The organism is Mycobacteroides immunogenum, from assembly GCF_001605725.1.
Lineage (GTDB): Bacteria > Actinomycetota > Actinomycetes > Mycobacteriales > Mycobacteriaceae > Mycobacterium > Mycobacterium immunogenum.
In genome coordinates, this window is the sequence record NZ_CP011530.1 from 3,269,333 (window position 1) to 3,292,983 (window position 23,651).

Here is a 23,651-nt window from a genome sequence, read left to right on the forward strand (position 1 = left end):
CTAGTCGACCTGCTGCGCCGCCGGGTTCACGGTGCTGTCCCCGATCTCACGACTCATCGCAGCCACCCAACCGGTGATCTTGCGCGCGATGTGCTGATCGGTAAGCCCAAGCTCTTCGAGAATCTGCCCCCGTGACGCGTGGTCCAGGAACTGTTGTGGCACACCGATATCCCGGCTCGGGATATCCACATCAGCATCCTGCATCGCTGCCGTGACCGCGCTGCCGGCGCCGCCGTGCACGCCGCTGTCTTCCAGGGTGACCACCAGACGATGCTGGCCGGCCAGTTCCACCACGTGTTGGGGAACCGGCAGCACCCAGCGCGGGTCCACCACGGTCACTCCGATGCCCTGCTTGCCTAGCCTTTCGGCCGCCGCCAACGCCGTCGACGCGAACGGGCCAACCGCCACCAACAGCACATCGGCATGTAAGCCACTGGCCGGACGGGCCAGTATGTCGATCCCATCTCGTCGTTCGAGCGCCGGAATATCTTCGCCGACTTCGCCTTTCGGGAATCGCAATGCGGTCGGTCCGTCGTCGACAGCCAAGGCCTCGGTGAGTTCTTCGCGCAGTCGCGAGGCATCACGTGGCGCGGCAACCCGCATTCCGGGCACCACATTCAGGATCGAGAGGTCCCACATGCCGTTGTGGCTGGCTCCGTCACTACCGGTGATGCCGGCCCGGTCCAATACGAAGGTCACCGGAAGCCGGTGCAGCGCAACGTCCATCATCACCTGGTCGAACGCGCGATTCAGGAACGTGGAGTAGATCGCAACCACCGGGCGCATGCCGCCCATCGCCAGCCCCGCCGCCGAGGTGACAGCGTGCTGCTCGGCGATCCCGACGTCGAACAACCGCTCGGGAAAGCGTTCGCCGAACTTGCTGAGTCCGGTCGGGCCCGGCATAGCCGCGGTGATCGCGACGATATTGCGATGCTCGCTGGCCACATCGATGAGCGCGTCGGAGAATACCGATGTCCACCCAGGGGCCGAAGCTTTAATGGCACGACCGGTTTTCGGGTCGATGACACCGGTGGAATGCATCTGCTCGGCTTCGTCGTCCTCGGCAGGGGCGTATCCCATGCCCTTGCGGGTGATCACGTGCACTATCACCGGACCGCCGTAGCCACGGGCGCGCCGCAGTGCGTCCTCCACCGCGTGCTCGTCGTGACCGTCAACCGGCCCAACGTATTTCAAGCCAAGATCGGTGAACATCACCTGCGGTGATACCGCGTCCTTGACCCCCACCTTGAGGCTGTGCATCAGCGCGTACGCCAACGGACCCACCACCGGCATCCCGCGCAGCAGCCGCTTGCTCTCGTCGAGAACCTTCTCGTAGGACGGAGTGAGCCGCAGCCCGGCCAGATGCGAGGCGAGCCCGCCGATGGTGGGCGCATAGCTGCGCCCATTGTCGTTGACGACGATGATGATGCGCCGATGTGCGGCGGCGGCGATGTTGTTCAGCGCCTCCCAGCACATCCCGCCGGTCAGGGCACCGTCCCCGACGACCGCGACCACATGGCGCCGCCGTTGCCCCGTGAGTTCGAAGGCTTTGGCCAGACCGTCGGCGTAGGACAGCGCCGTCGACGCGTGGCTCGATTCCACCCAGTCGTGCTCGCTCTCGGCCCGCGACGGGTATCCCGACAGCCCATCTTTCTGGCGCAGCGTGTCGAAATCTCCGGTACGGCCGGTCAGGATCTTGTGCACATAGGCCTGATGCCCAGTGTCGAAGATGATCGGGTCATACGGCGACTCGAAAACGCGATGCAGCGCCAGGGTCAGTTCGACGACGCCCAGGTTGGGTCCGAGGTGACCGCCGGTCGCGGCAACCTTATGGATCAGGAACTCGCGGATCTCGTCGGCGAGTAAGTCCAGTTCTCGCTTCGAGAGACCCTGCAGGTCACCCGGCCCCCTGATGTCGTCAAGCATCTGGTCAGTCTACGCAGCGATTCAGATCCGGTCTCTGGGAGCGGAGCCAAAAACATCGGGCACCCCGTCGTGATCGGCATCGAGGGTCTCTTTGGCCTCGATGCGCTGATACGCCCGGTTGCGCAGCCGGAGCACCACCGAAGCCACCGCGGCCGACGTCAACGAACCGGTGAGCACACCTACCTTGACGTGAGACGCGGTGTCCGCGCCCAGACCGGATGTCGCCGACCCCGCGGCTCCAAACGCCAGCTCACCGATGAGCAGCGACACCGTGAAGCCGATCCCGGCCAGCAGCGCGACACCGGCGATGTCCAGCCAGCTCAGGTCGTCATCGAGGCTGGCCCGGGTGAACCGCGCCAGTAGATAGGTGGTGAGGAACACCCCGACCGGTTTGCCCACCAGCAGGCCCAGGACCACACCGAGTGCCACCGGATCGAGTAATGCCTGCCCCAGCCCCGCGAACCCGCCGAGCGTGACGCCTGCGGCGAAGAACGCGAACACCGGCACCGCGACCCCCGCCGACAACGGTCGCAGCCGATGCTCGAATTGCTCGGCCATCCCGTGCACGTCGGTGCGCCCATCGCGCCGCAAGACCGGCACCATGAAGCCCAGCAGCACTCCCGCCACCGTGGCGTGCACGCCCGAGGCATGTACCAAGGCCCAGGCCGCCACCGCCAGTGGCACCAGCAACCACCATTCGCGGCGCCGGCGCTGCACTGCCAGCGCGAACAGTCCCAGTGGGATGAGTGCCAGTCCCAACGGGCCCCAATGCAGCTGATCGGTGTAGAACACCGCGATCACGATGACGGCCAGCAGATCGTCTACCACCGCCAGAGTGAGCAGGAAGGTGCGCAGCGCCGAGGGCAGATGGGTAGAAATCACCGCGAGCACAGCGAGCGCGAAGGCGATATCGGTGGCGGTGGGAATCGCCCACCCCCGCATCGCCTCCCCGCCGCCGGAGGCGTTGACCGCCAGATAGATGGCGGCGGGCACCAGCATGCCGCCGACGGCCGCGACGATCGGCAGCGCGGCGCGGCCGGGATCACGGAGATCTCCGGCGACGAATTCGCGTTTGAGTTCCACACCGACGACGAAGAAGAAGATCGCGAGTAGTCCGTCGGTGGCCCAGCCCGCCAGTGTCAGATTCAGATGTAACCGCTCCGGGCCGACGGTGATGGCCCCCAGCCGGTAGTACCAGGAGCTCCACGGCGAGTTCGCCCACAGCAGCGCGGTCAGCGCGGCCAGCACCAGCAAGACACCGCCAACGGTCTCTTTGCGCAGAATTTCAGCGACGCGCGACGACTCCGCCCACGATCCACGGGTGAAGACGCGCTGGCTCAATCGCATGAGTCGGTGTCCGTTCTTTCAGGCAGCGTTCAGTACCGCCGACCAGACTTCCCGGCACACCTGGTGCTTACTTTATAAGATCTTTACGCCGGTCGCTGTCTATCGGGTGAGCAGCGCGAAGCTTTCGACATGATGGGTCAGCGGGAACGCGTCGAACACCCGTAACTCGCGCACGCGGTATCCACGCTCCAGATAAAGACCAACATCACGCGCGAATGCCGCTGCCTCACAGCCGATATGGATGACCCTGGGCACATTCGCCTCGGCGATCTTCCCGATGACCTCGCGCCCGGCGCCGGCCCGGGGCGGGTCCAGCACCGCGACATCGGCCGCACCCAGATCACCCACGGCGTGCCGGACGGATCCGCAGATCATGGTGACCTGACGCAGATCCCCCAGCGCGCTCTTGGCACTACGGAACGCCGGACGCGAGGTATCCACGCTCACAACACGTCCCGCGCGCCCCACCGACTCCCCCAATGCGGCGGCGAAAACGCCCACACCGCCGTACAAGTCCCACGCACTCATACCCGGCTCCAGCTCGGCCCATTCGGTAACCAGCTGACTGTAGGTGTTGGCCGCGTCGCGGTGCGCCTGCCAGAAGGCCGTGACCGGCACCAGCCAGTGCCGATCTCCCACCTTCTGGACGGCGACATCCTCACCCTCGACGATCGTGCGCCCACGCAACACATGCCGTCGGCCCTGATCGTCCAGCACGGCGTGCAGCGGTCCCTCAGCGCCCAGCGCGGGTTCGTCCAACCCGTCGAGTAGTCCCGGAACCACTTGCGCACAGCGCAGATCGGTCACCAACTCGTCGCTGTGATACCGGTGAAAGCCAGGCTGGCCCAGAGCATTCACATCGAGGCGCACCCGGGTGCGCCACCCGGTGGGATCGCCGGTACCCACGGGTTCGGCCACACCCTGCCAGTCGTGCTTGCCCAGCCGCGCCAGCTGCTGGCTCACCACATCGCCCTTGAGCTCGCGCAGATACGCAGGATCGGCGAAAGACAAGTCGCAACAGCCAGATTCAGTGCTGCCGTGCGCTATCGGGCATAACGGTTCGATGCGGTGAGGTGAGGGGTCCAGGATCTCGATCGCCACACCGTGCCAGAAACTGGCTTGGCGGTCGTCGGTGATCTGGACACGCGCCCGCTCGCCGGGCAGCGCGTCCCTGACGAAGATGACCCGCCCGTCTTGCCGGGCCACCACGCTGCCGCCGTTGGCCGGGCCGCCGGTCTGAACTTCCAGAATGTCGCCGATGGTCATCTACGAATCGAAACCGCGCCGTGAGTCGCCCGGTGCCGACTGCCTGTACAGCTCGCGCCGACGCTCGGATGAATCAAGTTGCCACGGAACGGATGTCACCATGACATTGGGAACGAACAGCAGACGCCCCTTGAGCCGCAGCGCGCTCTGGTTGTGCAATACCTGCTCCCACCAGTGGCCCACCACATACTCGGGGATGAATATGCAGACGACGGTGCGCGGCGCTTCCTTACTGATTCGCTTCACATAATCGAGGATGGGCCTGGTGATTTCGCGGTACGGAGAGGCGATCACCTTCAGCGGCGTGCTGATATCGCTTGCCTCCCACTCCCGTACCAGTTCGCGGGTGTCCCTGTCGTCCACGCTGACGGTGACCGCCTCCACGACGTCGGGGCGGGTCGCGCGAGCGTATGCGAGGGCCCGCAGCGTGGGCTGGTGCACCTTGGACACCAGCACCACCGCGTGCGTCCGGCTGGGCAGCACGACCTCACCCTCGTGGTTGTCCAACTCGCGGGCCACCGTGTCGTAGTGCTTGTGGATCATCTTCATCAGGACAAAAAGCAGAGTCATGGCCAGGATGGCGATCCATGCTCCGGCAAGGAATTTGGTGACCAGGACGACCAGCAGCACCGTGCCGGTCATGATGAAGCCGACGGTGTTGATCACCCGCGAGCGGATCATCTTGCGGCGCACCGCCGGGTCGGTCTCCGTCTTGAGTAGGCGGGTCCAGTGCCGCACCATGCCGATCTGGCTCAGCGTGAAGGACACGAAGACGCCAACGATGTACAGCTGAATCAGAGCCGTCACCTCGGCCTTGAACGCCACCACGAACAGGATCGCGACGGCGGACAGGAAGATGATGCCGTTGGAGAACGCGAGCCGGTCGCCGCGGGTGTGCAGCTGCCGCGGCAAGTAGCGGTCCTGCGCCAGAATCGATCCGAGTACCGGGAAACCGTTGAAGGCAGTGTTCGCGGCCAGTACCAGGATCAGGGCGGTGACCACGGTGATGAAGAGGAATCCGATCCGGAAGTCCCCGAACACCGCCTCGGCCAGCTGCGCGACGAGGGTCTTCTGGTGATAATCGGCGGGCGCACCCGCCAACTGCGTGGCGGGATCCTCGGCGATCTTCGCGCCGGTGCGTTCGGCCAGCAGGATGATGCCCATGAAGAGGGTGATCGCGATGCCACCCAAGAGCAGCAGCGTGGTGGCCGCGTTGCGTGACTTGGGTTTCCGGAAGGCGGGCACACCGTTGCTGATCGCCTCGACACCGGTCAGCGCCGCGCACCCCGACGAGAACGCGCGTGCGACAAGGAACACCAGCGCGAAGCCCAGGATGCCGCTGCCCTCGCCGTGCATCTCGAACGACGCCGATTCGGCCTTCAGCGGGGTGCCGAGCACATAGATCTGGAACAGCCCCCAACCCAGCATGACGTACATGCCGATCATGAAGGCGTAGGTGGGGATCGCAAACGCGGCGCCCGACTCGCGCACACCGCGCAGGTTCATCGACATCAGGATCACGATGGCGACGACCGCGAAGGTGACCTTGTGCTGGGCGACGAGCGGAACGGCCGAGCCGATATTCGACATCGCCGAGGACATGGAAACGGCAACGGTCAATACGTAATCCACCAGCAGGGCGCTGCCGACGGTCAGCCCGGCGGTGTGTCCGAGATTGGTGGTGACCACCTCATAGTCGCCACCACCCGAGGGGTAGGCGTGCACGTTCTGCCGATAACTCGCCACCACCACCATCATCACGGCGGCCACCGCGAGTCCGATCCACGGCGTCATCGCGTAGGCGGACATGCCCGCGACAGAAAGCACCAAGAAGATTTCCTCGGGCGCGTACGCCACCGAGGACAGCGCATCCGAGGCAAAAACCGGTAGCGCGATGCGCTTAGGCAGCAGGGTATGGCCAAGGCTGTCACTGCGGAACGGTCGGCCGATTACCAGGCGCCGAGCCGCCGTCGACAGCTTGGAAAGCGTAGACACGAACGCCAACACTAGGCCACGCGAGCAATCGCGGTACGGTCTCACTTGACATCGCTGTGTCGGGTGCCGTGACGCGGTGTCTAACTATTGCGACGAAGCCGTATTCAGAAAGGTCTACCGGTGCGAGTAGTGGTGATGGGCTGCGGGCGTGTGGGCGCCGCGCTGGCCGGCGGCCTGGCCAGAATCGGCCATGAGGTGGCGATCATCGATAAGGAAGCCGCGGCCTTCAATCGGCTCGGCTCCGAATTCACCGGCGAACGCATTGTCGGCATGGGTTTTGACCGCGACGTCCTGTTGCGGGCCGGGATCGAACGGGCGCAGGCCTTCGCCGCGGTGTCCTCCGGCGACAACTCGAACATCATCTCTGCCCGGGCGGCTCGCGAGACCTTCGGCGTCGAGCGCGTGGTGGCCCGCATCTACGACGCCAAGCGTGCCGCGGTCTACGAGCGGCTCGGCATCCCGACGGTGGCGACCGTGCCCTGGACCACCGATCGTCTGCTGCATGCCCTCACCCGTGAGAGCGATACCACCAAATGGCGCGATCCGTCGGGTTCCGTCGTCGTCACCGAACTCGCGTTGCACGAGGACTGGATTGGCAAGCGGGTCACCGCGCTCGAGGCCGCCACGGGTGCGCGGGCGGCCTTCATCATCCGGTTCGGCACCGGTGTGCTGCCGGACGCCAAGACGGTGATCCAGGACAGCGACGAGGTCTACGTCTCCGCGGTGTCGGGGCGCGCCGCCGAGGCGATGGCCATCGCGGCACAACCACCCGGCGAGGATGCTGACGACGACCACGGAGGTGCCCGATGAAGGTCGCCATCGGAGGCGCCGGCGCCGTCGGGCGCTCGATCGCACGCGAGCTCATCGAGAGCCGTCACGACGTCACGCTGCTGGAACGCAACCCCGACCACATCGATCCGGAGGCTGTGCCCGAGGCGCAGTGGCGACTCGGCGATGCCTGTGAGATCAGTCTGCTGGAAGCCGAAGAGCTGCACACCTTCGATGTGGTGATCGCCGCGACCGGCGACGATAAGTCCAATCTGGTGCTGAGCCTGCTGGCCAAAACGGAGTTCGCGGTGCCCAGGGTGGTGGCCCGTGTGAACGATCCCCGCAACGAGTGGCTGTTCGACGATGCCTGGGGTGTTGACGTCGCGGTGTCCACCCCGCGCATGTTGGCCTCCCTCGTCGAAGAGGCAGTCGCGGTCGGTGATGTGGTGCGGCTCATGGAGTTCCGCAAGGGGCAGGCCAATCTGGTGGAGATCACGCTGCCCGACGACACCCCCTGGGGCGGTAAGCCGGTGCGCAAGCTGGAGCTCCCCCGTGACGCGGTGCTGGTGGCGATTCTGCGCGGATCGCGTGTCATCGCCGCGCAGCCCGATGAGCCTCTTGAGGGTGGCGACGAGCTGATTCTGGTGGCTACCGCCGATATTGAGGACGAGCTGCACCAGGCGGTGCTTCCGGAGTAGGTCCCGCCCTATTCGGCGGGCTCCGCCTCCGGGGCCTGGCCCTCGGTCACCGGGTCGGTGTGACGGCGCACGTACCGGATCACCAGCAAGGTGACCAGGGCGCCGACGGCTGTCAGGGGCCAGCCCATGGCGATTTTGGCGCCGCCGAGCCAGGCCGTGTTTCCCGCGAGGTACAACCACTCTTGCACCACGAATCGGACGGCGAACAGCACGATCCAGGACACGGTCGCGATATCGAAGGCCGTCACAATGCGCCGGTTACCGCGCCAGGACATGTCGCCCCCCGTGGCCCAGCTATAGGCGTAGCCGACGATCGGGCGGCGGATGATGACCGACACCAGAAACACGGTGCCCCAGAAGAAATTGGCCCAAATGCCAATGAGGAAGTAGCCCTTGGCTTCTCCGAGCAGATAGGCGATCAGCGCACTGATGCCGACGCTGATGAACCCGGATACCGCCGGCTGTACGGATTCGCGCCTTATCAGTCGCCAGATCAGCACCAGGGTGGCGGCGACCAGCGCGGAGACGATCGCCGGGATGAGCGACGAAACGCTCACCGCGACAACGAAAACAATCACCGGGATGGACGAGTAGACGATGCCCTGCCATCCCCCGGCCTGGTGCCACATCTCGTGCAGCGGTGAGCTGCCTGGTTCCTCGGGTTTGGTTCCGGGCACGCTGATCTTCAGGTGCGGGCCCTCGTGCGCTTCTACTGCACCCGAGCCGTCGGACTCGTGTGATGAGGTTTCGGGCACTTAGCGCTGAATCTCGTAGTACGGGTTGTGAATCACCTTGCCGCCGTTCTCGAGCTTGCCGAGCCGGCCGCGCACCAGCAGCGTGCGCCCCGACTCGATTCCCGGGATACGCCGTTGCCCCAGCCAGACCAGCATCACGGTGTCGGTGCCGTCGAACAGCTCCGCCTTGACGCCGGCCACGCAACCCTTGGAGTTGGTTTCGACCGTGCGCAGCGTCCCGCACATGGTGACCTCTTGGCCACGCTGACAGTCGATGACGCGCTGAGCACCGGTGGCGGCGGCGTCGTCACCGATTTTCTCGGCGTCTACTTGCTCCAGGTCCTCTGTCAGTCGACGGGTTAGTCGACGCAGATAACCGCCGGTGGTAGCCACTTCCAGTCCTGGCCTCTCAACATGCGCAATCGCTTGATCTGTGCATCCGCCACGGTAGACCTTTGCGCCCCGCGATGCCAGGCGACCCCCTGGGTGTTCCGCATACCGGGCAAGATCAGGTGCGTGACGTCCATCAATGCTCTTCGCGCACGCGGCTCATCTCCACCACTTGATGGCCACACGGCTGTTCTCATGCCCGGCACGGGTTCGGATGACGACTTCATCCACCGCGCCTTCGGTCCGGCGCTCGCGGCGGCGGGTGCCACCCTGATCGCGGTGCGCCCCGAACCCGATGATCTGGTCAACGGTTATCGGCGCGCACTCGACCGGGCCGCACACGCCGGACCGATCGTGGTGGGTGGAGTGTCCATCGGCACCGCCGTGGCCCTGACCTGGGCGTTGCAGAACCCGGGGGCGACCGTGGCGGTGCTGGCGACAATGCCCGCCTGGACCGGGGCCCCCGAAAATTCGCCGGCATCGGTGTCCGCACGGGTCACCGCCGAATCGTTGCGCGCTGACGGTCTGGACGCGGTGACCGCCGCGATGCAGGCCAGCAGTCCAGAGTGGCTCGCTGCCGAGCTCACCCGATCATGGGCCGTGCAATGGCCAGGTCTGCCCAACGCCATGGAGGAGGTGTCCGCGTTCGTGAACCCCTCGGCGGACGATATCCGGGGGCTGACCGTGCCGTTGGCGGTGGCAGCAGCCACCGATGACCCGATCCACCCGCTCGAGGTGGGCCGCGACTGGGCGTCGTGGGCACCGCGGGCGGCGCTGCGCACCTTCACCCTGGATCAGCTGGGTGCCGACCCGTCCTGCCTGGGATGGGCGTGTGTCGCCGCGCTGGGTGATATCGCCGGGTGAATATCACCGGGTGATATCTAGGTCACAATCCGCGGGCCGCGGGGTCTGCGGTGGCCTCGATCGTGAGTACCAGACCGTCGCGCACCGTCAGAGTGACCACCGCGAAGAGCCGGCGTTGCGCGAAGGCGAGCAGGACCGGCTGCCCGAACGGCCCGCCCACCAGGGTGGCGCCGTTCCCTAGGTACACCAACAGGTTGGTGGCCACATCGGTGCGTCCCCGGTTCACCTGCGGCGGCGGTGCCGGATCTCCGATGATGGTGCCCACTCCCCACACGCTGGGATCCAACACCGCCATCAGGCCGCTGAGGTCGCCGTTGGCGCATGCGGTGACGAACTTTTCGATGAGCTGCCGGTGTTCGGCACCGGTGACATCGACGGTCCGGGACGCGGACTGCTGAAATCGCGTGCGCGCCCGCCGGGCGAGCTGCCTACAGGTGCCTACCGGGCGGCCCACCGTCGACGCGATCTCATCGAACGGAACCCCGAACACGTCGTGCAGGACGAACGCCACCCGCTCCCCGGGGCTCAGCGAGCGCAGCACCTCCCACAGTGCGCCGCGCACCTCATCGTCCAGGGTGACCCGATCGGCAGGATCCGCGCTCACCGAAATATGCAGCGGTTCAGCGGATTCCACCGTGGAAGCAGCATCGACATGCTCGCGGCGCATCCGCGCCGAACGCAGCTGATCCAGACACAGCCGCCCCGTCACCACCGACAACCAGGCACGCGGCTCGTCGATCTCTGTCTCATCGGCGCGAGCCAGCCGCACGAACGCCTCCTGGGCCGCGTCCTCCGCGTCGCCGATGTCCCCCAACATTTGGTAGGCCAGGTTCACCAGGTAGGGGTAGTGGTCGCGCCAGACGGCAGCGACCAGAGCGTCGTGGGTCGGCGAAGAACTCATGTCACTACGACGATTCCGGACGCCGGAAAGTTACCGATCCCACCGCACGACGCGCGTAACTTTCGCCGCCCGCGCCCCGTCGTATTCATGTGGACCGTCTTCATGTGGTCCAACGCCCAGCGGAAACCATCCCGACCCTCCCGAATTGGAGTACCTGACATGACAATTCTCGTCACCGGCGCAACAGGCAATGTGGGACGCCCACTTGTCGATCTCCTGGCCGAGGCGGGCGCCGACGTGCGTGCCGTCACCCGGCGTCCCCAACACGCGAGCTTCGCACCGCAGATCCAGGCCGTCGAATCGGCCCGAGCGGGACTCAGCGGCGCCACTGCCGTCTTTCTGAATTCACGGGCCCTGGGAAAGGATCTTCACGACTTTGTGAATCAGGCTGTGCGCGAGGGCGTGAAGCGACTCGTGGCGCTTTCTGCCATCAATTGTGAGGATGACTTCTCTGTCCAGCCGTCCCGGTTCCGCGGTGACCGCAACAGGGAGGTGGAGCAGTACGCCGTCGACTCCGGGCTGGAATGGGTGAGCCTGCGGCCGACCGTTTTCACCTCCAACTTTCTGGGAATGTGGGCCGGTCAGCTCGCCGCGGGCGATGTGGTCCGCGGGCCATACGCGGGAGCCTCGGCCGCACCGATCTCCGATCGGGACATCTCCGCGGTTGCCGCCCACGCATTGCTCACCGACGACCTCGTCGGGCAGCGCGTCGCGCTGACCGGTCCGCAGGCATTCACCAATGCCGGACTGGTCGACGTCCTCGGCAGCGTTTTGCGGCGACCGTTGCGATACCTGCAGGTTTCCGATGATCTGGTGCGCCAGCGCTTCGCCGGCCTGGGCTTTCCCGCGGCGTTCGCCGACGCCTATCTGGCCATGCAGGCCGCCACCATCACCCAACCGGCCATCATCACCCACGAGGTGAACCGGACACTCGGGCGTCCGGCGGAAACATTCGCGGCCTGGGCCAACAGATTTCGCGACGAATTCGCGCCCGTCGAGTGCACGGCGCGGCAGGCGTGACGGCCATGACGAACGCACGACCACCCCGATGGCTGACACCAATGAACAAGGTGGTGCGGGCATTTCATCGCCTGGGCATCCCCACCGGCCCGGCGATGGTGCTGACTGTCCCCGGCAGGAAAACCGGCCGTCCCCGGCCCACTCCCATCACCCCTTTCGAGGTGCAGGGCCAGCTGTACGCGGTCGGCGGCTATCCCGGCTCGGAGTGGGCCCGCAATGCCGCCGCGGCCGGGTCGGGAACACTCACCCGGCGCCGCCGTGTGCGGCACGTGCGGATTGTCACCGTGCCGCCCGAGGCGGCGCGACGCGTGCTGCGCGAGTTCGCCGTCAAGGTGCCGGTGGGGGTGCGATTCGCCAAGAGCGCGGGACTGGTGCGCGACGGATCTCCCGCCGAGTTCGAAGCCCTGGCCGACACCCTGTCGGTTTTCCGGTTCGATCCGGATTAGCTGCCGAGTTATCCGCCGGTGATGGTGGAACGCAGCTGCTGCATGGCCGAGCCGGAGACGCTGCGGCGCGCGACGGGTTCCGGGTCGTCCTGCGCAGCGGGTTCCTGGGCGGCGGCTTCGGCTTCCGCCTGGGCCATCGCCTGGGCCTGTGCCTGTTGCAGCTGCTCCAGCATCGGTTCGGGCAGCACAACCGGCAGCGGGGTGCGCACCGGGTACGGGCTATCGTCGCGGCGCACCACGGTATCGGCCACCGCCTCACGGGCCTCCTCGGCCAGCGCGTCAAAGGTCTCCGCAGGCCCCTGCAGGACACAGCGGATCATCCAGCGATAGCCGTCGACTCCGATGAAGCGCACGGAACCGCCTTGGGCCGCTCCGACCACTTCCCGGCCCCACGGGCCGTCGGCGATAGAGACCTCCGCCGCTTCCTTGCGCAGCGACTCGGCGAGCTCTCCGGCGATCTCGCGCCACAGGCCTGCCGATTTCGGGGCGGCGTACGCGGCCACCGAATAACGCCCGTTGGGAGTCAGCACAAAGACCGCGCCGGGCGCGCCGGCCGCGGTCAACTCAACCTGGATCTGCCCGGCCTCGGGCACGGGAATGAGCACCGAACCCAGGTCCAGACGACCGACCCCGGCGTCCTCAGGACTATCGAAGTCTTCGATTTCGTATGGGCCATCGAATGTTTCATCCGCGCCCGACGATGATGCGGCTGCATCATCGAGGTCGTTGAGACCACCACTGCGGTGTAAAGCCATCACAAACTCGCATGTCCGCCGCTGGACCCGTATCCACCCGCACCGCGGGTGGTCACGGCCAGACCGGCCTCGTCAAAGGAATCCACCTCAACCAGTTCGGGCAATTCAACCTGCTGAACCAGCAATTGCGCGATCCGGTCGCCACGAGCAATGACGATCGGGGTCTGCGGATCCAGGTTAATCAGGTTGACCTTCACCTCGCCACGATATCCGGCATCAATCGTGCCGGGGCTGTTGACGATCGAAAGTCCCACCCGTGCAGCCAAACCCGATCGTGGATGCACCAAGCCGACCATCCCCGACGGGATGGCAACGGCAATACCGGTGCCCACCAGCGTCCGGCGGCCGGGTTCGATCACCACGTCCTCGGCGCTGTAGAGATCGACCCCCGCATCGTCGGCATGTGCACGGGAGGGCAGGGGAAGCTCTCGATCGAGGCGAACAATCGCCAATCTCGTAGGTGTGGGCACGATCGCCCAGACTACCCTTGGCCGCGTGATGGCATCCCCCAGCAACACGACCGATATCCGCTACCTCGAGCGGTTGTGGGTGCCATGGTGGTGGGCACTGCCCGGCTTCGGCGCCGCAACGCTCATCGGCCTGGAGATCAACCAGAGCATGCGTCAGCTGCCCAGCTGGGTGCCGTACCCCATCCTGTTCGCGATTGTCGCGGGAGTCTTGTTGTGGTTCAGCAGGATCCGCGTCGAGGTCGGCACCGGACCGGACGGCGCCCCAGAGCTTCGCGCGGGATCGGCCCATCTTCCGGTCAGCGTGATCGCCAAGTCGGCGGCGATTCCCGCCACCGCGAAAAGCGCAGCGTTGGGCCGCCAGCTGGATCCGGCCGCCTTCGTCGTGCACCGGGCCTGGATCGGTCCCATGGTGTTGGTAGTCCTCGACGATCCGGACGATCCCACTCCGTATTGGCTGGTGAGCAGCCGGCATCCCGATCGGATACTGGCTGCCCTGCGCAGCTAGTCCGCGGCAGGGCCGCGAACGGCGCGAACCCTCAGGCCGCGCAGTCGGTACAGATCAGCTGGCCGTTCTTCTCGCTGGCCAGCCGGCTGCGGTGGTGCACCAGGAAGCAGCTCGAACAGGTGAACTCGTCAGCCTGCTTCGGGATAACCCGTACCGACAATTCCTCACCGGATAGGTCGGCACCTGGTAGCTCGAACGATTCCGCGGTTTCCGCTTCATCGACATCGACCACCGCCGACTGTGCTTCGTTACGACGAGCCTTCAGCTCCTCCAACGAGTCCTCTGACACATCGTCGGCGTCGGTTCGCCTCGGAGCGTCGTAGTCGGTAGCCATGCGTCCATCCCCTTATCAACATCTCGTCATCAAGCTTCTGCATATGCGCAGCAAGGCTTTGTACCAGGCTGAAACGGACACCACCAACTATTAGTGCCCAGAACGGCCAGGATCTTTGTGTGATTTACATCACACAGTAGTGGACGCACCGTCTATTTCGGCCTCTGTCGCCGGGAAGTCCGCTGGCCTAGAGTGCCATCCGTGGTCGCAGACATCACCGAGGGCACCTCGGTAGACAAGCTCGGACGCCCGTTTCGTCGCCGGAATTATTTGCCAGCCTTGATCCTCGGTATCGCGTTGCTGGCCGTCACCGTCTTCGTCTGGGCCTCGGCGCTCACCCAGGAAACGCCGGTCAAGGAGGCGACGGCATGCAACCCGCCCGCCGCGCAGGCCGAACCCGGATCCGGAACCATCGGTAAGCCGGTATCGCGCTCATCACTGACGGGAACCACGCCCGCCACGCTCAACGACGTCAAGGTGCGCGTGCTCAACGCCAATGGTCAGGCAGGTCAGGCCGGTGACGTGTCCGCCTCGCTGCGCGATCTAGGGTTCCCGGCGCCCACCGCCGACAATGACTCCTTCTACCCCAGCGGATCTCGCCTGAACTGCGTCGGCCAGATCCGCTTCGGCGAGTCCGGCTACGCCAACGCGTTGACGTTGTCGCTGGTGGCGCCGTGTGTCGAGTTCGTCGAGGACAAGCGGTCCGACGACTCGGTGGACCTGGCCCTTGGCAGCGAATTCACCGAGCTGGCCTCCGGTAATGCGGTCACGTCGGCCCTGAACAGCCTCAAGCCGGGGGGCCAGGCCAACACGGATTTGATCACCCGGGCCCGGCAGAGCACCTGCTAGCCGGGAATCGGTGCTATCGCGCCAATATCGGTGAGCAGCTGCCCGAATCCCTCGGCGATCCCGGGCGCCATGGCCGCGATCAGCGCACCATCGGCGCTGCGCGCGTCGACGCCGGGCAGGATCACCACCGCACCGGCCTCGCGCGCGATGAGCGCGCCCGCGGCCCAATCCCATGGCCCCAGCCCGTGCTCGTACTGCGCGTCGACCCGCCCCTCGGCGACCCCGCACAGGTCCAGTGCGGCCGAACCGATGCGGCGGACGTCCCGCACCCGGGGCAACAGCTGCGCCACCAGTTGCGCCTGGCGCGCCCGCCGCACCGCCGAGTAGGCGAAGCCGGTGGCCACCAGGGCGAGCTGTGTTTCGCGAACCGGATTGCACACCAGCTCCCGCTGCAGACCGTTCGCCTCACGTACCGTCGCGCCACCGCCTGAGGCCGCCGAGAAGACACGATCGGCCACCACATCGGCTACCGCACCAGCCACCGTCTGACCGTCCAGCTGGGCGGCCACAGACACCGCATAGGCGGGAATTCCGTAGACGAAATTGACGGTGCCGTCGATCGGATCGATCACCCAGCGCACCCCGGAAGGCTGACCGGCACCCTCAGGGGACGCGCCACCCGCGCTCTCCCCGTCCTCCTCGCCCAGGATCGCGTCATCCGGCCGAAGCGATGCCAACCGCTTGCGCAACAACCGTTCACAATCGGTGTCGACGAGGGTCACCGGATCGGTCTCGCTGCTCTTGGTGCGCACCGACGCCGTCCAATCGACGGAGCCGCGACGATGTCGCACGAATTCCGCGGCCTCAGACGCCAGCCGCACCGCTACCGAACGCAACGCTCCCGGTTCAATTCCCACCCGTCTATCGCAGCACAGCCGAGAGCGACACGCGCGGCGTCCTTACGGGCATTAGGGTGTCAGTCGCATTCAGTGTGTTCCGGCTGTGTTCGCCGCCCGGGTGTGCCAGCCGTCTAGACCCAGGACCGAGGAGCGCCGATGACCGCCACCGATTCCGCAACAGCCGCACCCGCCGCGGGAGCCGGCAACACCGAGTTGCGCGGGTTCGGTATCGACGTCGGCGGCAGCGGGATCAAGGGCGCGATCATCGATCTGCACACCGGCGAGATGGTCGGCGAACGGGTCAAATACCCCACGCCACAGCCCGCCACGCCGAAGGCGGTGGCCGAGACCATCGCCACAGTCGTCCGTGATTTCTCCTGGACCGGACCGGTCGGGGTGACCTATCCCGGCGTGATCGTCCACGGCGAGGCCCGCACCGCCGCCAACGTCGATAAATCGTGGCTGGGCGTGAACGTCCACGACATCATCAGCGCGGAACTGAACGGCCAGACCGTCACCGTGCTCAACGACGCCGACGCCGCCGGGCTGGCCGAGGACCGGTACGGAGCGGGCAAGGACCAGTCCGGTGTGATCGTGCTGTTGACCTTCGGTACCGGCATCGGCTCCGCCGTTTTGCATGACGGAATCCTTTTGCCCAATACAGAATTCGGGCACATCGAGGTCGACGGCATGGAGGCCGAGCACCGCGCGGCGTCATCGGTCAAGGAGAAGAACGACTGGAGCTACAAGCAGTGGGCGCCCGAGGTCACCAAGGTCCTGGAGGCGGTGGAGAACGCAGTGTGGCCAGATCTGTTCATCGTGGGCGGCGGGATTAGCCGCAAGGCCGACAAATGGGTGCCGCTGCTGGCCAATCGCACCCCGGTGGTCGCCGCCGCACTGCAGAACAGCGCGGGCATCGTCGGTGCCGCGATGGCGGCACACGCTGGCGTTTCGCCTTAGCTTTTTCACAGCTTCCGCACTCTTGTCGTTACAATGGCACTCAGATAGCCGCACGCAGGTCCACGCAGGTGCTCCCCCGCGGCGACAAACATCAAGCAGACAGCCAAATTCTCGATTTTGCATGCCCATGCGCGTCGAAGAAGTAGTCAGGAAAGGGCGTACGTGGCAGCCACGAAAGCAGCTCCGGTAACGCAGGCCACCGCCGAAACACCGTCGAACACCACCGCCACCAAGGCAGCGCCTGCCAAGAAGGCGCCCGCGAAGAAGGCACCGGCCAAGAAGGCACCCGCGAAGGCCGCCGCCAAGGCGCCCGCGAAGAAGGCTCCGGCCAAGAAAGCCCCGGCCAAGAAGGCCGCCGCCAAGGCCACCGATCCCAGTCTCGAGCCGCAGGGCTCCGCCGATGACGGCGACATCGAGCCTGGCGACGATCTGGACACCGACCTCGGCGATGACACCGACATCGAGGCCGACCTCGCTGAGGCGGCCGCCGAGCCCGAGCCCGAGGCGGAAGCCGAGAGCGACGACGAGCCCTCCGAGAAGGACAAGGCTTCGGGCGATTTCGTCTGGGACGAGGAAGAATCCGAGGCGCTGCGGCAAGCCCGCAAGGACGCCGAACTCACCGCCTCCGCGGACTCGGTGCGTGCCTACCTCAAGCAGATCGGCAAGGTCGCACTGCTCAACGCCGAAGAGGAAGTTGAGCTGGCCAAGCGGATCGAGGCGGGGCTCTACGCCACCCAGATCGTCACCGAGCTGACCGAGAAGGGCGAGAAGCTTCCCGCCGCGCAGCGCCGCGACATGATGTGGATCTGCCGTGACGGAGATCGCGCCAAGAACCACCTGCTGGAGGCCAACCTGCGTCTGGTGGTGTCGCTGGCCAAGCGCTACACCGGCCGTGGCATGGCGTTCCTGGATCTCATCCAGGAAGGCAACCTGGGCCTGATCCGCGCGGTCGAGAAGTTCGACTACACAAAGGGTTACAAGTTCTCGACGTACGCCACCTGGTGGATCCGCCAGGCCATCACGCGCGCGATGGCCGACCAGGCCCGCACCATCCGCATTCCGGTGCACATGGTCGAGGTCATCAATAAGCTCGGCCGTATCCAGCGTGAGCTGCTGCAGGACCTGGGTCGCGAACCCACGCCCGAAGAGCTGGCCAAAGAAATGGACATCACGCCGGAGAAGGTGCTGGAGATCCAGCAGTACGCGCGTGAGCCCATCTCGCTGGACCAGACCATCGGTGACGAGGGCGATTCCCAGCTCGGCGATTTCATCGAGGACAGCGAAGCCGTTGTCGCCGTGGACGCGGTGTCCTTCACGCTGTTGCAGGATCAGCTGCAGTCGGTGCTGGAGACGCTCTCCGAGCGCGAAGCCGGCGTGGTGCGTCTGCGGTTCGGTCTCACCGACGGTCAGCCGCGCACGCTCGACGAGATCGGCCAGGTGTACGGGGTGACCCGCGAGCGCATCCGGCAGATCGAATCCAAGACCATGTCCAAGCTGCGCCACCCCAGCCGTTCACAGGTGCTGCGCGACTACCTGGACTAGCCGGTTCCCGCACCGCCGGCGCGATCAGCGCGGGCAGTTGTCGAATCGCTCCCGGATGCGTTTTTGCACATCGATCGCGTCCGGGGTGTAGTACTTCGGATCCGGTTGGCCGGTGTCGTTGGATCCGTAGTCGCAGCTGCCCACGGACACCTCACCGTGGAACGTCGGCCGGTCGCGCTCCTGAGGGCCGTCTTGGGCCGCCCAGAGAAGGTTCATCGGTCGTTCTTTACCGGCTCCCGATGCGACGATGGCGGCAGCAAGGTCGTCATAGGCCGTCTGGCGGTGACGGATATCAGCGGTTAGCCGCGTCAAATATCCCGCCTCGCCGACCCAGACGCCGCCGACGGTGATCGGCATCCGGCCAAGCCGCTGACGAATCGCCGTCTCGTGGCCGGCGGAGAACGGAAACTGGACACTCCAGATCGGCTCGTCGCTGGCCCGTTTCGGTTTGACCACAACTTCGATCGGTGCGCTGCCCACGGCAGTGCGCACGCGGGCCAGTGCTTCGGGCACCGGCATGGTCAGCTCGGTGATGTCGATCCCCGCGTACTGCTCGATCTTCTCGCCAGGAAATGCGGCTTCCACTGCCCGGAGCTGCCCAACCTGCGTGGTCAGTGCGGCCACGTCCGGATTCGTACCGGGCCGGACAAGCAGCCGGTTACGTTGTGTGACGGTGATGTTGGTCCACTGATAGAACCCGTCGAAGTCGTGGCCTTTCAATCGCCCGAGGGTGCTGACCACATCACCGATCTGCGTTTCGGTGGCCGTCGGCATGGCCACGTCGATACCCAGCGTGGCACCCCGCGCGAAGGCGTTCTCGTACGCCACCGACGCCCGGTCAACGCCGGGCATTTGCCTGAGCGCCGACTCCAGTCGAGCGGCTTCTTCATGACGGTCGGGCGCACCGGTACAACCCAGCACCAACGCGAACAATCCCGCGGCCGATACCAAGCCCTTGATACGACGCCCCACCCCCACCATGGCGACCAGCGTAGCCAGCCTGTCAGTGGTTGCGGCCATACTGGGGAACGTGAGCACTGTCGGCCACTGCTTCTTCGACACCGCGATTGGCAACTGCGCGATCGCCTGGAGCGACAAGGGCATTGTCGCCTTGCAACTGCCCGAGCACGACGATGTGGCCACCCTTGCCAGGATCCGGCGCCCCGCGGGCAGTGAACTTCCTCCGCCCGCTCACGTGTCGGACGCCATCGACGGTGTTCGGCGTGTGCTGGCCGGTGAGAACGACGATCTGCAATGGGTCACCCTGGATCTGGATGGCACCACCGATTTCGATCGTGAGGTCTACGCGGTGACGCGGGCCATCGGCCCCGGAAAGACCCGCAGTTACGGCGAGGTGGCCGCTTCCGTCGGTGAGCCGGGTGCCGCACAGGCCGTCGGACAATCCTTGGGCCGCAACCCGATTCCACTCCTGGTCCCCTGCCACCGGGTGCTGGCCGCCGACCACAGCCTGCACGGCTTCTCCGCCTACGGCGGGGTGGTGACCAAACGCGAACTCCTCAGGCTCGAACACACCCCCGGTTTCGACGACCCCACCCTGTTCTGACGCGAAAGCTAGATCGCGAGACTACGCTCTAGCCCAGCTCCGCCAAGATCACCGGCTTACGCCTCGGGAGAATCCATGACCGGTCTTTATGTAGCCGCACTGCTCATCGGAATCGTCGCGGGTCTGCGCGCGATGACTCCACTGGCCGTCTTGAGCTGGGCAGCATTCGCTAAATGCCTTCTCGTGGAAGGCACCTGGGCATCATTCCTGGCGAGCCTGATCGTGGCCATCATTGCCACGGTGCTGGCGGTCGGCGAGATTGTCAACGACAAACTGCCCAAGACGCCAAGCCGAAAGGCGCCGCCGGCATTCGCCGCGCGCGTGGTGCTGGGCGCCTTCTACGGTGCGGTGTTCGGCACGCTGGCCGGCGGCACCTCGCCCGGGCTGATCATCGGGCTCATACTCGGCGCGATCGGCGCGGTGATCGGCACGCTCGGCGGAGCCTGGGCGCGCGGACAACTGGCCGGGGCCTTCGGCAAGGATCTTCCCGCCGCACTCACCGAGGATGTGGTCACCATGGTCACGGCCCTCGCGATCACCTTGGGACTGGCCGCGTGAGCGCACATTTCGACGCCATCGTGGTGGGCGCCGGGCAGGCCGGTCCCTCACTGGCCGCGCGGCTGCGCGGCGCGGGGATGACGGTGGCCATCGTGGAGCGGCACCTATTCGGCGGCACCTGCGTTAACACGGGATGCCGGCCCACCAAGGCGCTGGTGGCCAGCGCGCACGCCGCTCACATGGCACGCGACGCGGCACGCTGGGGCGTGGTTGTCGACGGCCCGGTGGGCATGGACATGGCACGGGTGCGCGAACGCAAGGATTCGGTGATCCTGCCGTCACGCAACGGCGGACAGAAATGGCTCAAGGATCTCGGCTGCACGATCTACCACGGGCATGCCCGCTTCGTCTCCCCCACCGAACTCGCCGTGGATGACGAGATTATTTCCGCCCCAAAGATTTTCCTGAACGTCGGGGGCCGCGCGGTGGTACCGGAGTGGCCCGGTGTCGACGATGTCCCGTTGTTCACCAACAGTTCGTTGATCGAGTACGACGGAATACCGGAACATCTCGTGGTGATCGGCGGCAGCTATGTGGGACTGGAATTCGCACAGATCTACCGCCGGTTCGGCAGCCAGGTCACCGTGGTGCACCGGGGACCGCGCCTGGTGGAGCGCGAAGACCCCGACGCGTCGGGGATCATTCAAGAAGTTCTCGAGCGTGAGGGAATCTCCTTCCGTCTCAACGCCTCTTGCATCAACCTGGCGCGCCATGAGCAGGGAGTCGCCGTCGGCGTCGATTGCACGCACGGTACACCCGAGGTGCTCGGGTCTCATGTGCTGGTGGCGGTGGGACGACGGCCGAACACCGACGACTTGGGCCTGGAGAACGCCGGGGTGGCCACCGACGACCGTGGGTACATCACGGTGGACGACCAGCTGCGCACGACGGTGCCGGGTATCTGGGCGCTGGGCGACTGCAATGGCCGTGGCGCGTTCACCCATACGTCATACAACGACTACGAGATCGTCGCGGCAAATCTGCTGGACGACGATCCGCGGCGGGTCACCGACAGACTGCCCTGCTATGCCCTGTACACCGATCCGCCACTGGGCCGGGTGGGCATGACCGAGACGCAGGCACGCGCGTCAGGACGCCCCGTGTTGGTCGGGCGCAAACCGATGAGCCAGGTGGGCCGCGCCCTGGAAAAGGGTGAAACCGACGGCTACATGCAAGTTTTGGTCGATGCCGATACCGATCTGATTCTGGGTGCGACGATCCTCGGGGTGGGCGGCGACGAGGTGGTGCACTGCCTTCTCGACACCATGCAGTACGGCGTGCCCGCACGGCAGCTTCAGCGCACCGTGCACATCCATCCGACCGTGGCGGAGTTCCTGCCCACAGTATTGGGCGATCTTCAACCGCTCGTTTGATCTCAAGTGCACTTGAGACAATAGCATCTGATCATGAAGATTCACGATGTGCGGATCACCGCAACCGATGTACCCAGCGCCGCGCGCTTCTACTCCGAAACACTGGAATTACCAGTACAACTCGATCGTGACGTAGCCACGGTGCATATTGGCGACAGCACGTTGACGATGGTGCCCGGTCCGGCATATCACGGTTCACATCACATCGCCTTTACCGTCCCGGCCGGAAGCCTCACGTCGGCCAAGCAGTGGCTATCACAGCGGGTGACCTTGCAGACGGACGGAGAATGGCACGACGAGTTCGACTGCCCGCCCAACTGGCAGGCGCGCAGCGTCTACTTCGCCGGACCCGATGACGCGGTGCTCGAACTGATCGAACGCAACATCTTGGACAACCACATCGAGCGGCCGTTCGGTGTCGAAGACATCCGGTACATCAGCGAGGTCGGATTCGGTGTTTCCGATGTGCTGCAGACCCAGACGCTCTTGCGCGACAAACTCGCACTACTGCCATTCGGAGAGCCCTCTGCCCGGTTCGGTCCGATGGGTGACCACGACGGACTGTTCATCCTGGTACCGGCCGACGCCACCTGGCGCCCCGAGAACCGGGTGGCACCGGCCGCCGCGCCAACCATCGTCACGGCGGACATACCCACCGCGCTGGAGATCGGTGAGCATTTCCTGGTTCAACCACTGAGGGGCTAGGAGCGTGAATCGCGCCAGGCCAGCGGCGCGTCGAGCACCGACAGGTCATAGTCGTTATCGGCGTCAATCCCGACGGTGAAAAGCCTGGCACCCACCTCGACATACGCGTCCGCCTCTGCCCCGGTGAGCCCGCGCGCGGGATCCAGTCCCCAGCTGGTGGAGCGTTCGATCTCATGGTGGTCGCGACCGATGCGGTCAGCCTCGGCGATCAGAATGTTGTTCTTACGCCGGTAGGTGTCGATGTCGCCGAACGCATGCCAGATGTGCGCGTGCCGGGCCACCAACGGGATGGTGCGCTTCTCGCCGCCACCACCGATCAGGATCGGGATGGGGCGCACCGGCTGCGGCAGCAGCTGACCCAATCGGCTCTCGATCCGGACCAGGCTGTCCTCGAACAAATCGAAACGTGAACCCGTCGTCCCGAACTCGTACCCATAGGTGGTGTAGTCCCTTTCGTACCAACCAGCACCGACCCCGAGGATCAGGCGGCCATCGCTGATGTGATCGACGGTGCGCGCCATATCGGCCAGCAGATCAGGGTTGCGATATCCCACACCCGTGACGAGCAGCCCGATCTCTGCCCGCGAGGTGATCTCGGCCCACGACCCAAGCGCGGTCCAGGCCTCGAAGTTGTTGACATCGGGTTGCACCTCGTCCAGGACCACCCCTGCACTGCTGAGGGTGCCGGCCGGCCAATGGAAATGGTCATAGCCGAAGATGACGTCCGCACCCTTGTCTTCGGCGCGCAGCACGGCGTCACGCCACTGCCGGTAGCTCTGCGCCTTGGCCGGCCGGAGCTGAATTCCAATGCGTATGCGATCAGTCACATCGCAGTCCAATTA

Annotated in this window: 26 protein-coding genes; 13 read left to right on the forward strand and 13 right to left on the reverse strand. The window is 65.7% G+C overall.

Annotated features, from left to right (window positions below):
- The 4 genes from dxs to ABG82_RS15950 all read right to left on the reverse strand — a co-directional run bounded on the left by dxs (nucleotide 1) and on the right by ABG82_RS15950 (nucleotide 6,534).
- Entirely contained in the window at nucleotides 1–1,926 is a 1,926-nt protein-coding gene (gene dxs / locus ABG82_RS15935) for a 1-deoxy-D-xylulose-5-phosphate synthase (RefSeq protein ID WP_043075419.1), read from the reverse strand.
- A 21-nt stretch (nucleotides 1,927–1,947) separates the two neighbouring features.
- Nucleotides 1,948–3,273: a Na+/H+ antiporter NhaA gene (gene nhaA / locus ABG82_RS15940; protein ID WP_043075418.1), complete on the reverse strand. Its 1,326-nt coding sequence runs from the start codon at nucleotides 3,271–3,273 to the stop codon at nucleotides 1,948–1,950.
- A gap of 99 nt (nucleotides 3,274–3,372) precedes the next feature.
- On the reverse strand, nucleotides 3,373–4,539 hold the full coding sequence (locus ABG82_RS15945) for a class I SAM-dependent RNA methyltransferase (protein WP_043075417.1): 1,167 nt from the start codon (nucleotides 4,537–4,539) through the stop codon (nucleotides 3,373–3,375).
- Nucleotides 4,540–6,534, reverse strand: coding sequence for an APC family permease (locus ABG82_RS15950; protein ID WP_043075756.1), 1,995 nt, complete (start codon nucleotides 6,532–6,534; stop codon nucleotides 4,540–4,542).
- A gap of 120 nt (nucleotides 6,535–6,654) precedes the next feature.
- Here ABG82_RS15950 and ABG82_RS15955 point away from each other — a divergent pair, with 120 nt between their 5' ends.
- Nucleotides 6,655–7,344 carry a potassium channel family protein gene (locus ABG82_RS15955; RefSeq protein WP_078343244.1) on the forward strand — a complete coding sequence of 230 codons (690 nt, stop codon included), beginning with the start codon at nucleotides 6,655–6,657 and terminating at the stop codon, nucleotides 7,342–7,344.
- Complete coding sequence (locus ABG82_RS15960) at nucleotides 7,341–8,000, forward strand: potassium channel family protein (protein WP_043075415.1); 660 nt, start codon at nucleotides 7,341–7,343, stop codon at nucleotides 7,998–8,000. Before ABG82_RS15955 ends, ABG82_RS15960 begins: the two co-directional genes overlap by 4 nt.
- Nucleotides 8,001–8,008: 8 nt before the next feature.
- Here the strand turns inward: ABG82_RS15960 and ABG82_RS15965 are convergent, their stop codons facing one another.
- Nucleotides 8,009–8,755: a DUF3159 domain-containing protein gene (locus tag ABG82_RS15965; RefSeq protein ID WP_043075414.1), complete on the reverse strand. Its 747-nt coding sequence runs from the start codon at nucleotides 8,753–8,755 to the stop codon at nucleotides 8,009–8,011.
- On the reverse strand, nucleotides 8,756–9,127 hold the full coding sequence (locus ABG82_RS15970; RefSeq protein WP_005057265.1) for an OB-fold nucleic acid binding domain-containing protein: 372 nt from the start codon (nucleotides 9,125–9,127) through the stop codon (nucleotides 8,756–8,758).
- Between the two features lie 192 nt (nucleotides 9,128–9,319).
- Between ABG82_RS15970 and ABG82_RS15975 the strand changes: the two genes are divergently transcribed.
- Entirely contained in the window at nucleotides 9,320–9,988 is a 669-nt protein-coding gene (locus ABG82_RS15975) for an alpha/beta hydrolase family protein (RefSeq protein ID WP_043075413.1), read from the forward strand.
- A gap of 22 nt (nucleotides 9,989–10,010) precedes the next feature.
- On the opposite strand, the gene sigI is transcribed toward ABG82_RS15975, so the two are convergent.
- The gene (gene sigI / locus ABG82_RS15980; RefSeq protein WP_043075412.1) at nucleotides 10,011–10,889 is read right to left on the reverse strand and encodes an RNA polymerase sigma factor SigI; all 879 of its coding nucleotides are present in this window, start codon (nucleotides 10,887–10,889) and stop codon (nucleotides 10,011–10,013) included.
- Between the two features lie 159 nt (nucleotides 10,890–11,048).
- Between sigI and ABG82_RS15985 the strand changes: the two genes are divergently transcribed.
- A complete protein-coding gene (locus tag ABG82_RS15985) occupies nucleotides 11,049–11,909 on the forward strand; it encodes an NAD(P)H-binding protein (protein WP_054173113.1) in 861 nt (286 codons plus the stop codon).
- Nucleotides 11,910–11,914: 5 nt separating this feature from the next.
- Entirely contained in the window at nucleotides 11,915–12,355 is a 441-nt protein-coding gene (locus ABG82_RS15990; protein ID WP_043078089.1) for a nitroreductase family deazaflavin-dependent oxidoreductase, read from the forward strand.
- A gap of 8 nt (nucleotides 12,356–12,363) precedes the next feature.
- Here ABG82_RS15990 and ABG82_RS15995 read toward each other — a convergent pair whose 3' ends face one another.
- Both ABG82_RS15995 and dut read right to left on the reverse strand, forming a co-directional pair.
- The gene (locus tag ABG82_RS15995) at nucleotides 12,364–13,110 is read right to left on the reverse strand and encodes a DUF3710 domain-containing protein (RefSeq protein ID WP_043077964.1); all 747 of its coding nucleotides are present in this window, start codon (nucleotides 13,108–13,110) and stop codon (nucleotides 12,364–12,366) included.
- Nucleotides 13,110–13,580, reverse strand: a complete 471-nt coding sequence (gene dut / locus ABG82_RS16000; protein ID WP_165589730.1) for a dUTP diphosphatase — start codon at nucleotides 13,578–13,580, stop codon at nucleotides 13,110–13,112. Before dut ends, ABG82_RS15995 begins: the two co-directional genes overlap by 1 nt.
- Here dut and ABG82_RS16005 point away from each other — a divergent pair.
- Nucleotides 13,573–14,085: a DUF3093 domain-containing protein gene (locus tag ABG82_RS16005; RefSeq protein ID WP_179948706.1), complete on the forward strand. Its 513-nt coding sequence runs from the start codon at nucleotides 13,573–13,575 to the stop codon at nucleotides 14,083–14,085. The two genes, dut and ABG82_RS16005, sit on opposite strands and share 8 nt — an antisense overlap.
- A 31-nt stretch (nucleotides 14,086–14,116) precedes the next feature.
- Here the strand turns inward: ABG82_RS16005 and ABG82_RS16010 are convergent, their stop codons facing one another.
- A complete protein-coding gene (locus tag ABG82_RS16010) occupies nucleotides 14,117–14,419 on the reverse strand; it encodes a DUF4193 domain-containing protein (protein ID WP_043077966.1) in 303 nt (100 codons plus the stop codon).
- Between the two features lie 201 nt (nucleotides 14,420–14,620).
- Between ABG82_RS16010 and cei the strand changes: the two genes are divergently transcribed.
- Nucleotides 14,621–15,268: an envelope integrity protein Cei gene (gene cei / locus ABG82_RS16015; protein ID WP_043078091.1), complete on the forward strand. Its 648-nt coding sequence runs from the start codon at nucleotides 14,621–14,623 to the stop codon at nucleotides 15,266–15,268.
- Here cei and ABG82_RS16020 read toward each other — a convergent pair.
- On the reverse strand, nucleotides 15,265–16,104 hold the full coding sequence (locus ABG82_RS16020) for an inositol monophosphatase family protein (RefSeq protein ID WP_043078092.1): 840 nt from the start codon (nucleotides 16,102–16,104) through the stop codon (nucleotides 15,265–15,267). The two genes, cei and ABG82_RS16020, sit on opposite strands and share 4 nt — an antisense overlap.
- A 159-nt stretch (nucleotides 16,105–16,263) precedes the next feature.
- Between ABG82_RS16020 and ppgK the strand changes: the two genes are divergently transcribed.
- Complete coding sequence (gene ppgK, locus ABG82_RS16025) at nucleotides 16,264–17,067, forward strand: polyphosphate--glucose phosphotransferase (RefSeq protein WP_043077967.1); 804 nt, start codon at nucleotides 16,264–16,266, stop codon at nucleotides 17,065–17,067.
- Between the two features lie 90 nt (nucleotides 17,068–17,157).
- Nucleotides 17,158–18,609 (forward strand): RNA polymerase sigma factor, encoded by a 1,452-nt coding sequence (locus tag ABG82_RS16030; RefSeq protein ID WP_078343246.1) that lies wholly within the window; start codon nucleotides 17,158–17,160, stop codon nucleotides 18,607–18,609.
- 24 nt (nucleotides 18,610–18,633) lie between these two features.
- Here ABG82_RS16030 and ABG82_RS16035 read toward each other — a convergent pair whose 3' ends face one another.
- Complete coding sequence (locus tag ABG82_RS16035) at nucleotides 18,634–19,629, reverse strand: hypothetical protein (RefSeq protein WP_054429040.1); 996 nt, start codon at nucleotides 19,627–19,629, stop codon at nucleotides 18,634–18,636.
- On the opposite strand from ABG82_RS16035, the gene ABG82_RS16040 reads away from it, so the two are divergent.
- The 4 genes from ABG82_RS16040 (at nucleotide 19,616) to ABG82_RS16055 (ending at nucleotide 22,809) form a co-directional block, all read left to right on the forward strand.
- Nucleotides 19,616–20,173: a methylated-DNA--[protein]-cysteine S-methyltransferase gene (locus ABG82_RS16040; RefSeq protein ID WP_162269196.1), complete on the forward strand. Its 558-nt coding sequence runs from the start codon at nucleotides 19,616–19,618 to the stop codon at nucleotides 20,171–20,173. The two genes, ABG82_RS16035 and ABG82_RS16040, sit on opposite strands and share 14 nt — an antisense overlap.
- A 75-nt stretch (nucleotides 20,174–20,248) precedes the next feature.
- Entirely contained in the window at nucleotides 20,249–20,731 is a 483-nt protein-coding gene (locus ABG82_RS16045) for a membrane protein (RefSeq protein ID WP_043077970.1), read from the forward strand.
- Entirely contained in the window at nucleotides 20,728–22,104 is a 1,377-nt protein-coding gene (locus ABG82_RS16050) for an FAD-containing oxidoreductase (protein WP_043077971.1), read from the forward strand. The genes ABG82_RS16045 and ABG82_RS16050 overlap by 4 nt, the downstream gene beginning before the upstream one ends.
- A 33-nt stretch (nucleotides 22,105–22,137) precedes the next feature.
- Nucleotides 22,138–22,809 carry a VOC family protein gene (locus tag ABG82_RS16055; RefSeq protein WP_043077972.1) on the forward strand — a complete coding sequence of 224 codons (672 nt, stop codon included), beginning with the start codon at nucleotides 22,138–22,140 and terminating at the stop codon, nucleotides 22,807–22,809.
- On the opposite strand, the gene ABG82_RS16060 is transcribed toward ABG82_RS16055, so the two are convergent.
- Nucleotides 22,806–23,636 carry an LLM class F420-dependent oxidoreductase gene (locus ABG82_RS16060; protein WP_043077973.1) on the reverse strand — a complete coding sequence of 277 codons (831 nt, stop codon included), beginning with the start codon at nucleotides 23,634–23,636 and terminating at the stop codon, nucleotides 22,806–22,808. The two genes, ABG82_RS16055 and ABG82_RS16060, sit on opposite strands and share 4 nt — an antisense overlap.
- Nucleotides 23,637–23,651: the final 15 nt, after the last annotated feature.

What these genes read in the sequence shown, in the direction of transcription:
- ABG82_RS15990 (WP_043078089.1), top strand. Translation starts at nt 11,915, where the DNA reads ATGACGAACGCACGACCACCCCGATGGCTGACACCAATGAACAAGGTG.
- dxs (WP_043075419.1), bottom strand. Translation starts at nt 1,926, where the DNA reads ATGCTTGACGACATCAGGGGGCCGGGTGACCTGCAGGGTCTCTCGAAG.
- ABG82_RS16010 (WP_043077966.1), bottom strand. Translation starts at nt 14,419, where the DNA reads ATGGCTACCGACTACGACGCTCCGAGGCGAACCGACGCCGACGATGTG.
- ABG82_RS15975 (WP_043075413.1), top strand. Translation starts at nt 9,320, where the DNA reads ATGCCCGGCACGGGTTCGGATGACGACTTCATCCACCGCGCCTTCGGT.
- nhaA (WP_043075418.1), bottom strand. Translation starts at nt 3,273, where the DNA reads ATGCGATTGAGCCAGCGCGTCTTCACCCGTGGATCGTGGGCGGAGTCG.
- ABG82_RS15995 (WP_043077964.1), bottom strand. Translation starts at nt 13,110, where the DNA reads ATGGCTTTACACCGCAGTGGTGGTCTCAACGACCTCGATGATGCAGCC.
- ABG82_RS15985 (WP_054173113.1), top strand. Translation starts at nt 11,049, where the DNA reads ATGACAATTCTCGTCACCGGCGCAACAGGCAATGTGGGACGCCCACTT.
- ppgK (WP_043077967.1), top strand. Translation starts at nt 16,264, where the DNA reads ATGACCGCCACCGATTCCGCAACAGCCGCACCCGCCGCGGGAGCCGGC.
- ABG82_RS16045 (WP_043077970.1), top strand. Translation starts at nt 20,249, where the DNA reads ATGACCGGTCTTTATGTAGCCGCACTGCTCATCGGAATCGTCGCGGGT.
- ABG82_RS16055 (WP_043077972.1), top strand. Translation starts at nt 22,138, where the DNA reads ATGAAGATTCACGATGTGCGGATCACCGCAACCGATGTACCCAGCGCC.
- ABG82_RS15960 (WP_043075415.1), top strand. Translation starts at nt 7,341, where the DNA reads ATGAAGGTCGCCATCGGAGGCGCCGGCGCCGTCGGGCGCTCGATCGCA.
- sigI (WP_043075412.1), bottom strand. Translation starts at nt 10,889, where the DNA reads ATGAGTTCTTCGCCGACCCACGACGCTCTGGTCGCTGCCGTCTGGCGC.
- ABG82_RS15945 (WP_043075417.1), bottom strand. Translation starts at nt 4,539, where the DNA reads ATGACCATCGGCGACATTCTGGAAGTTCAGACCGGCGGCCCGGCCAAC.
- ABG82_RS16035 (WP_054429040.1), bottom strand. Translation starts at nt 19,629, where the DNA reads ATGGCCGCAACCACTGACAGGCTGGCTACGCTGGTCGCCATGGTGGGG.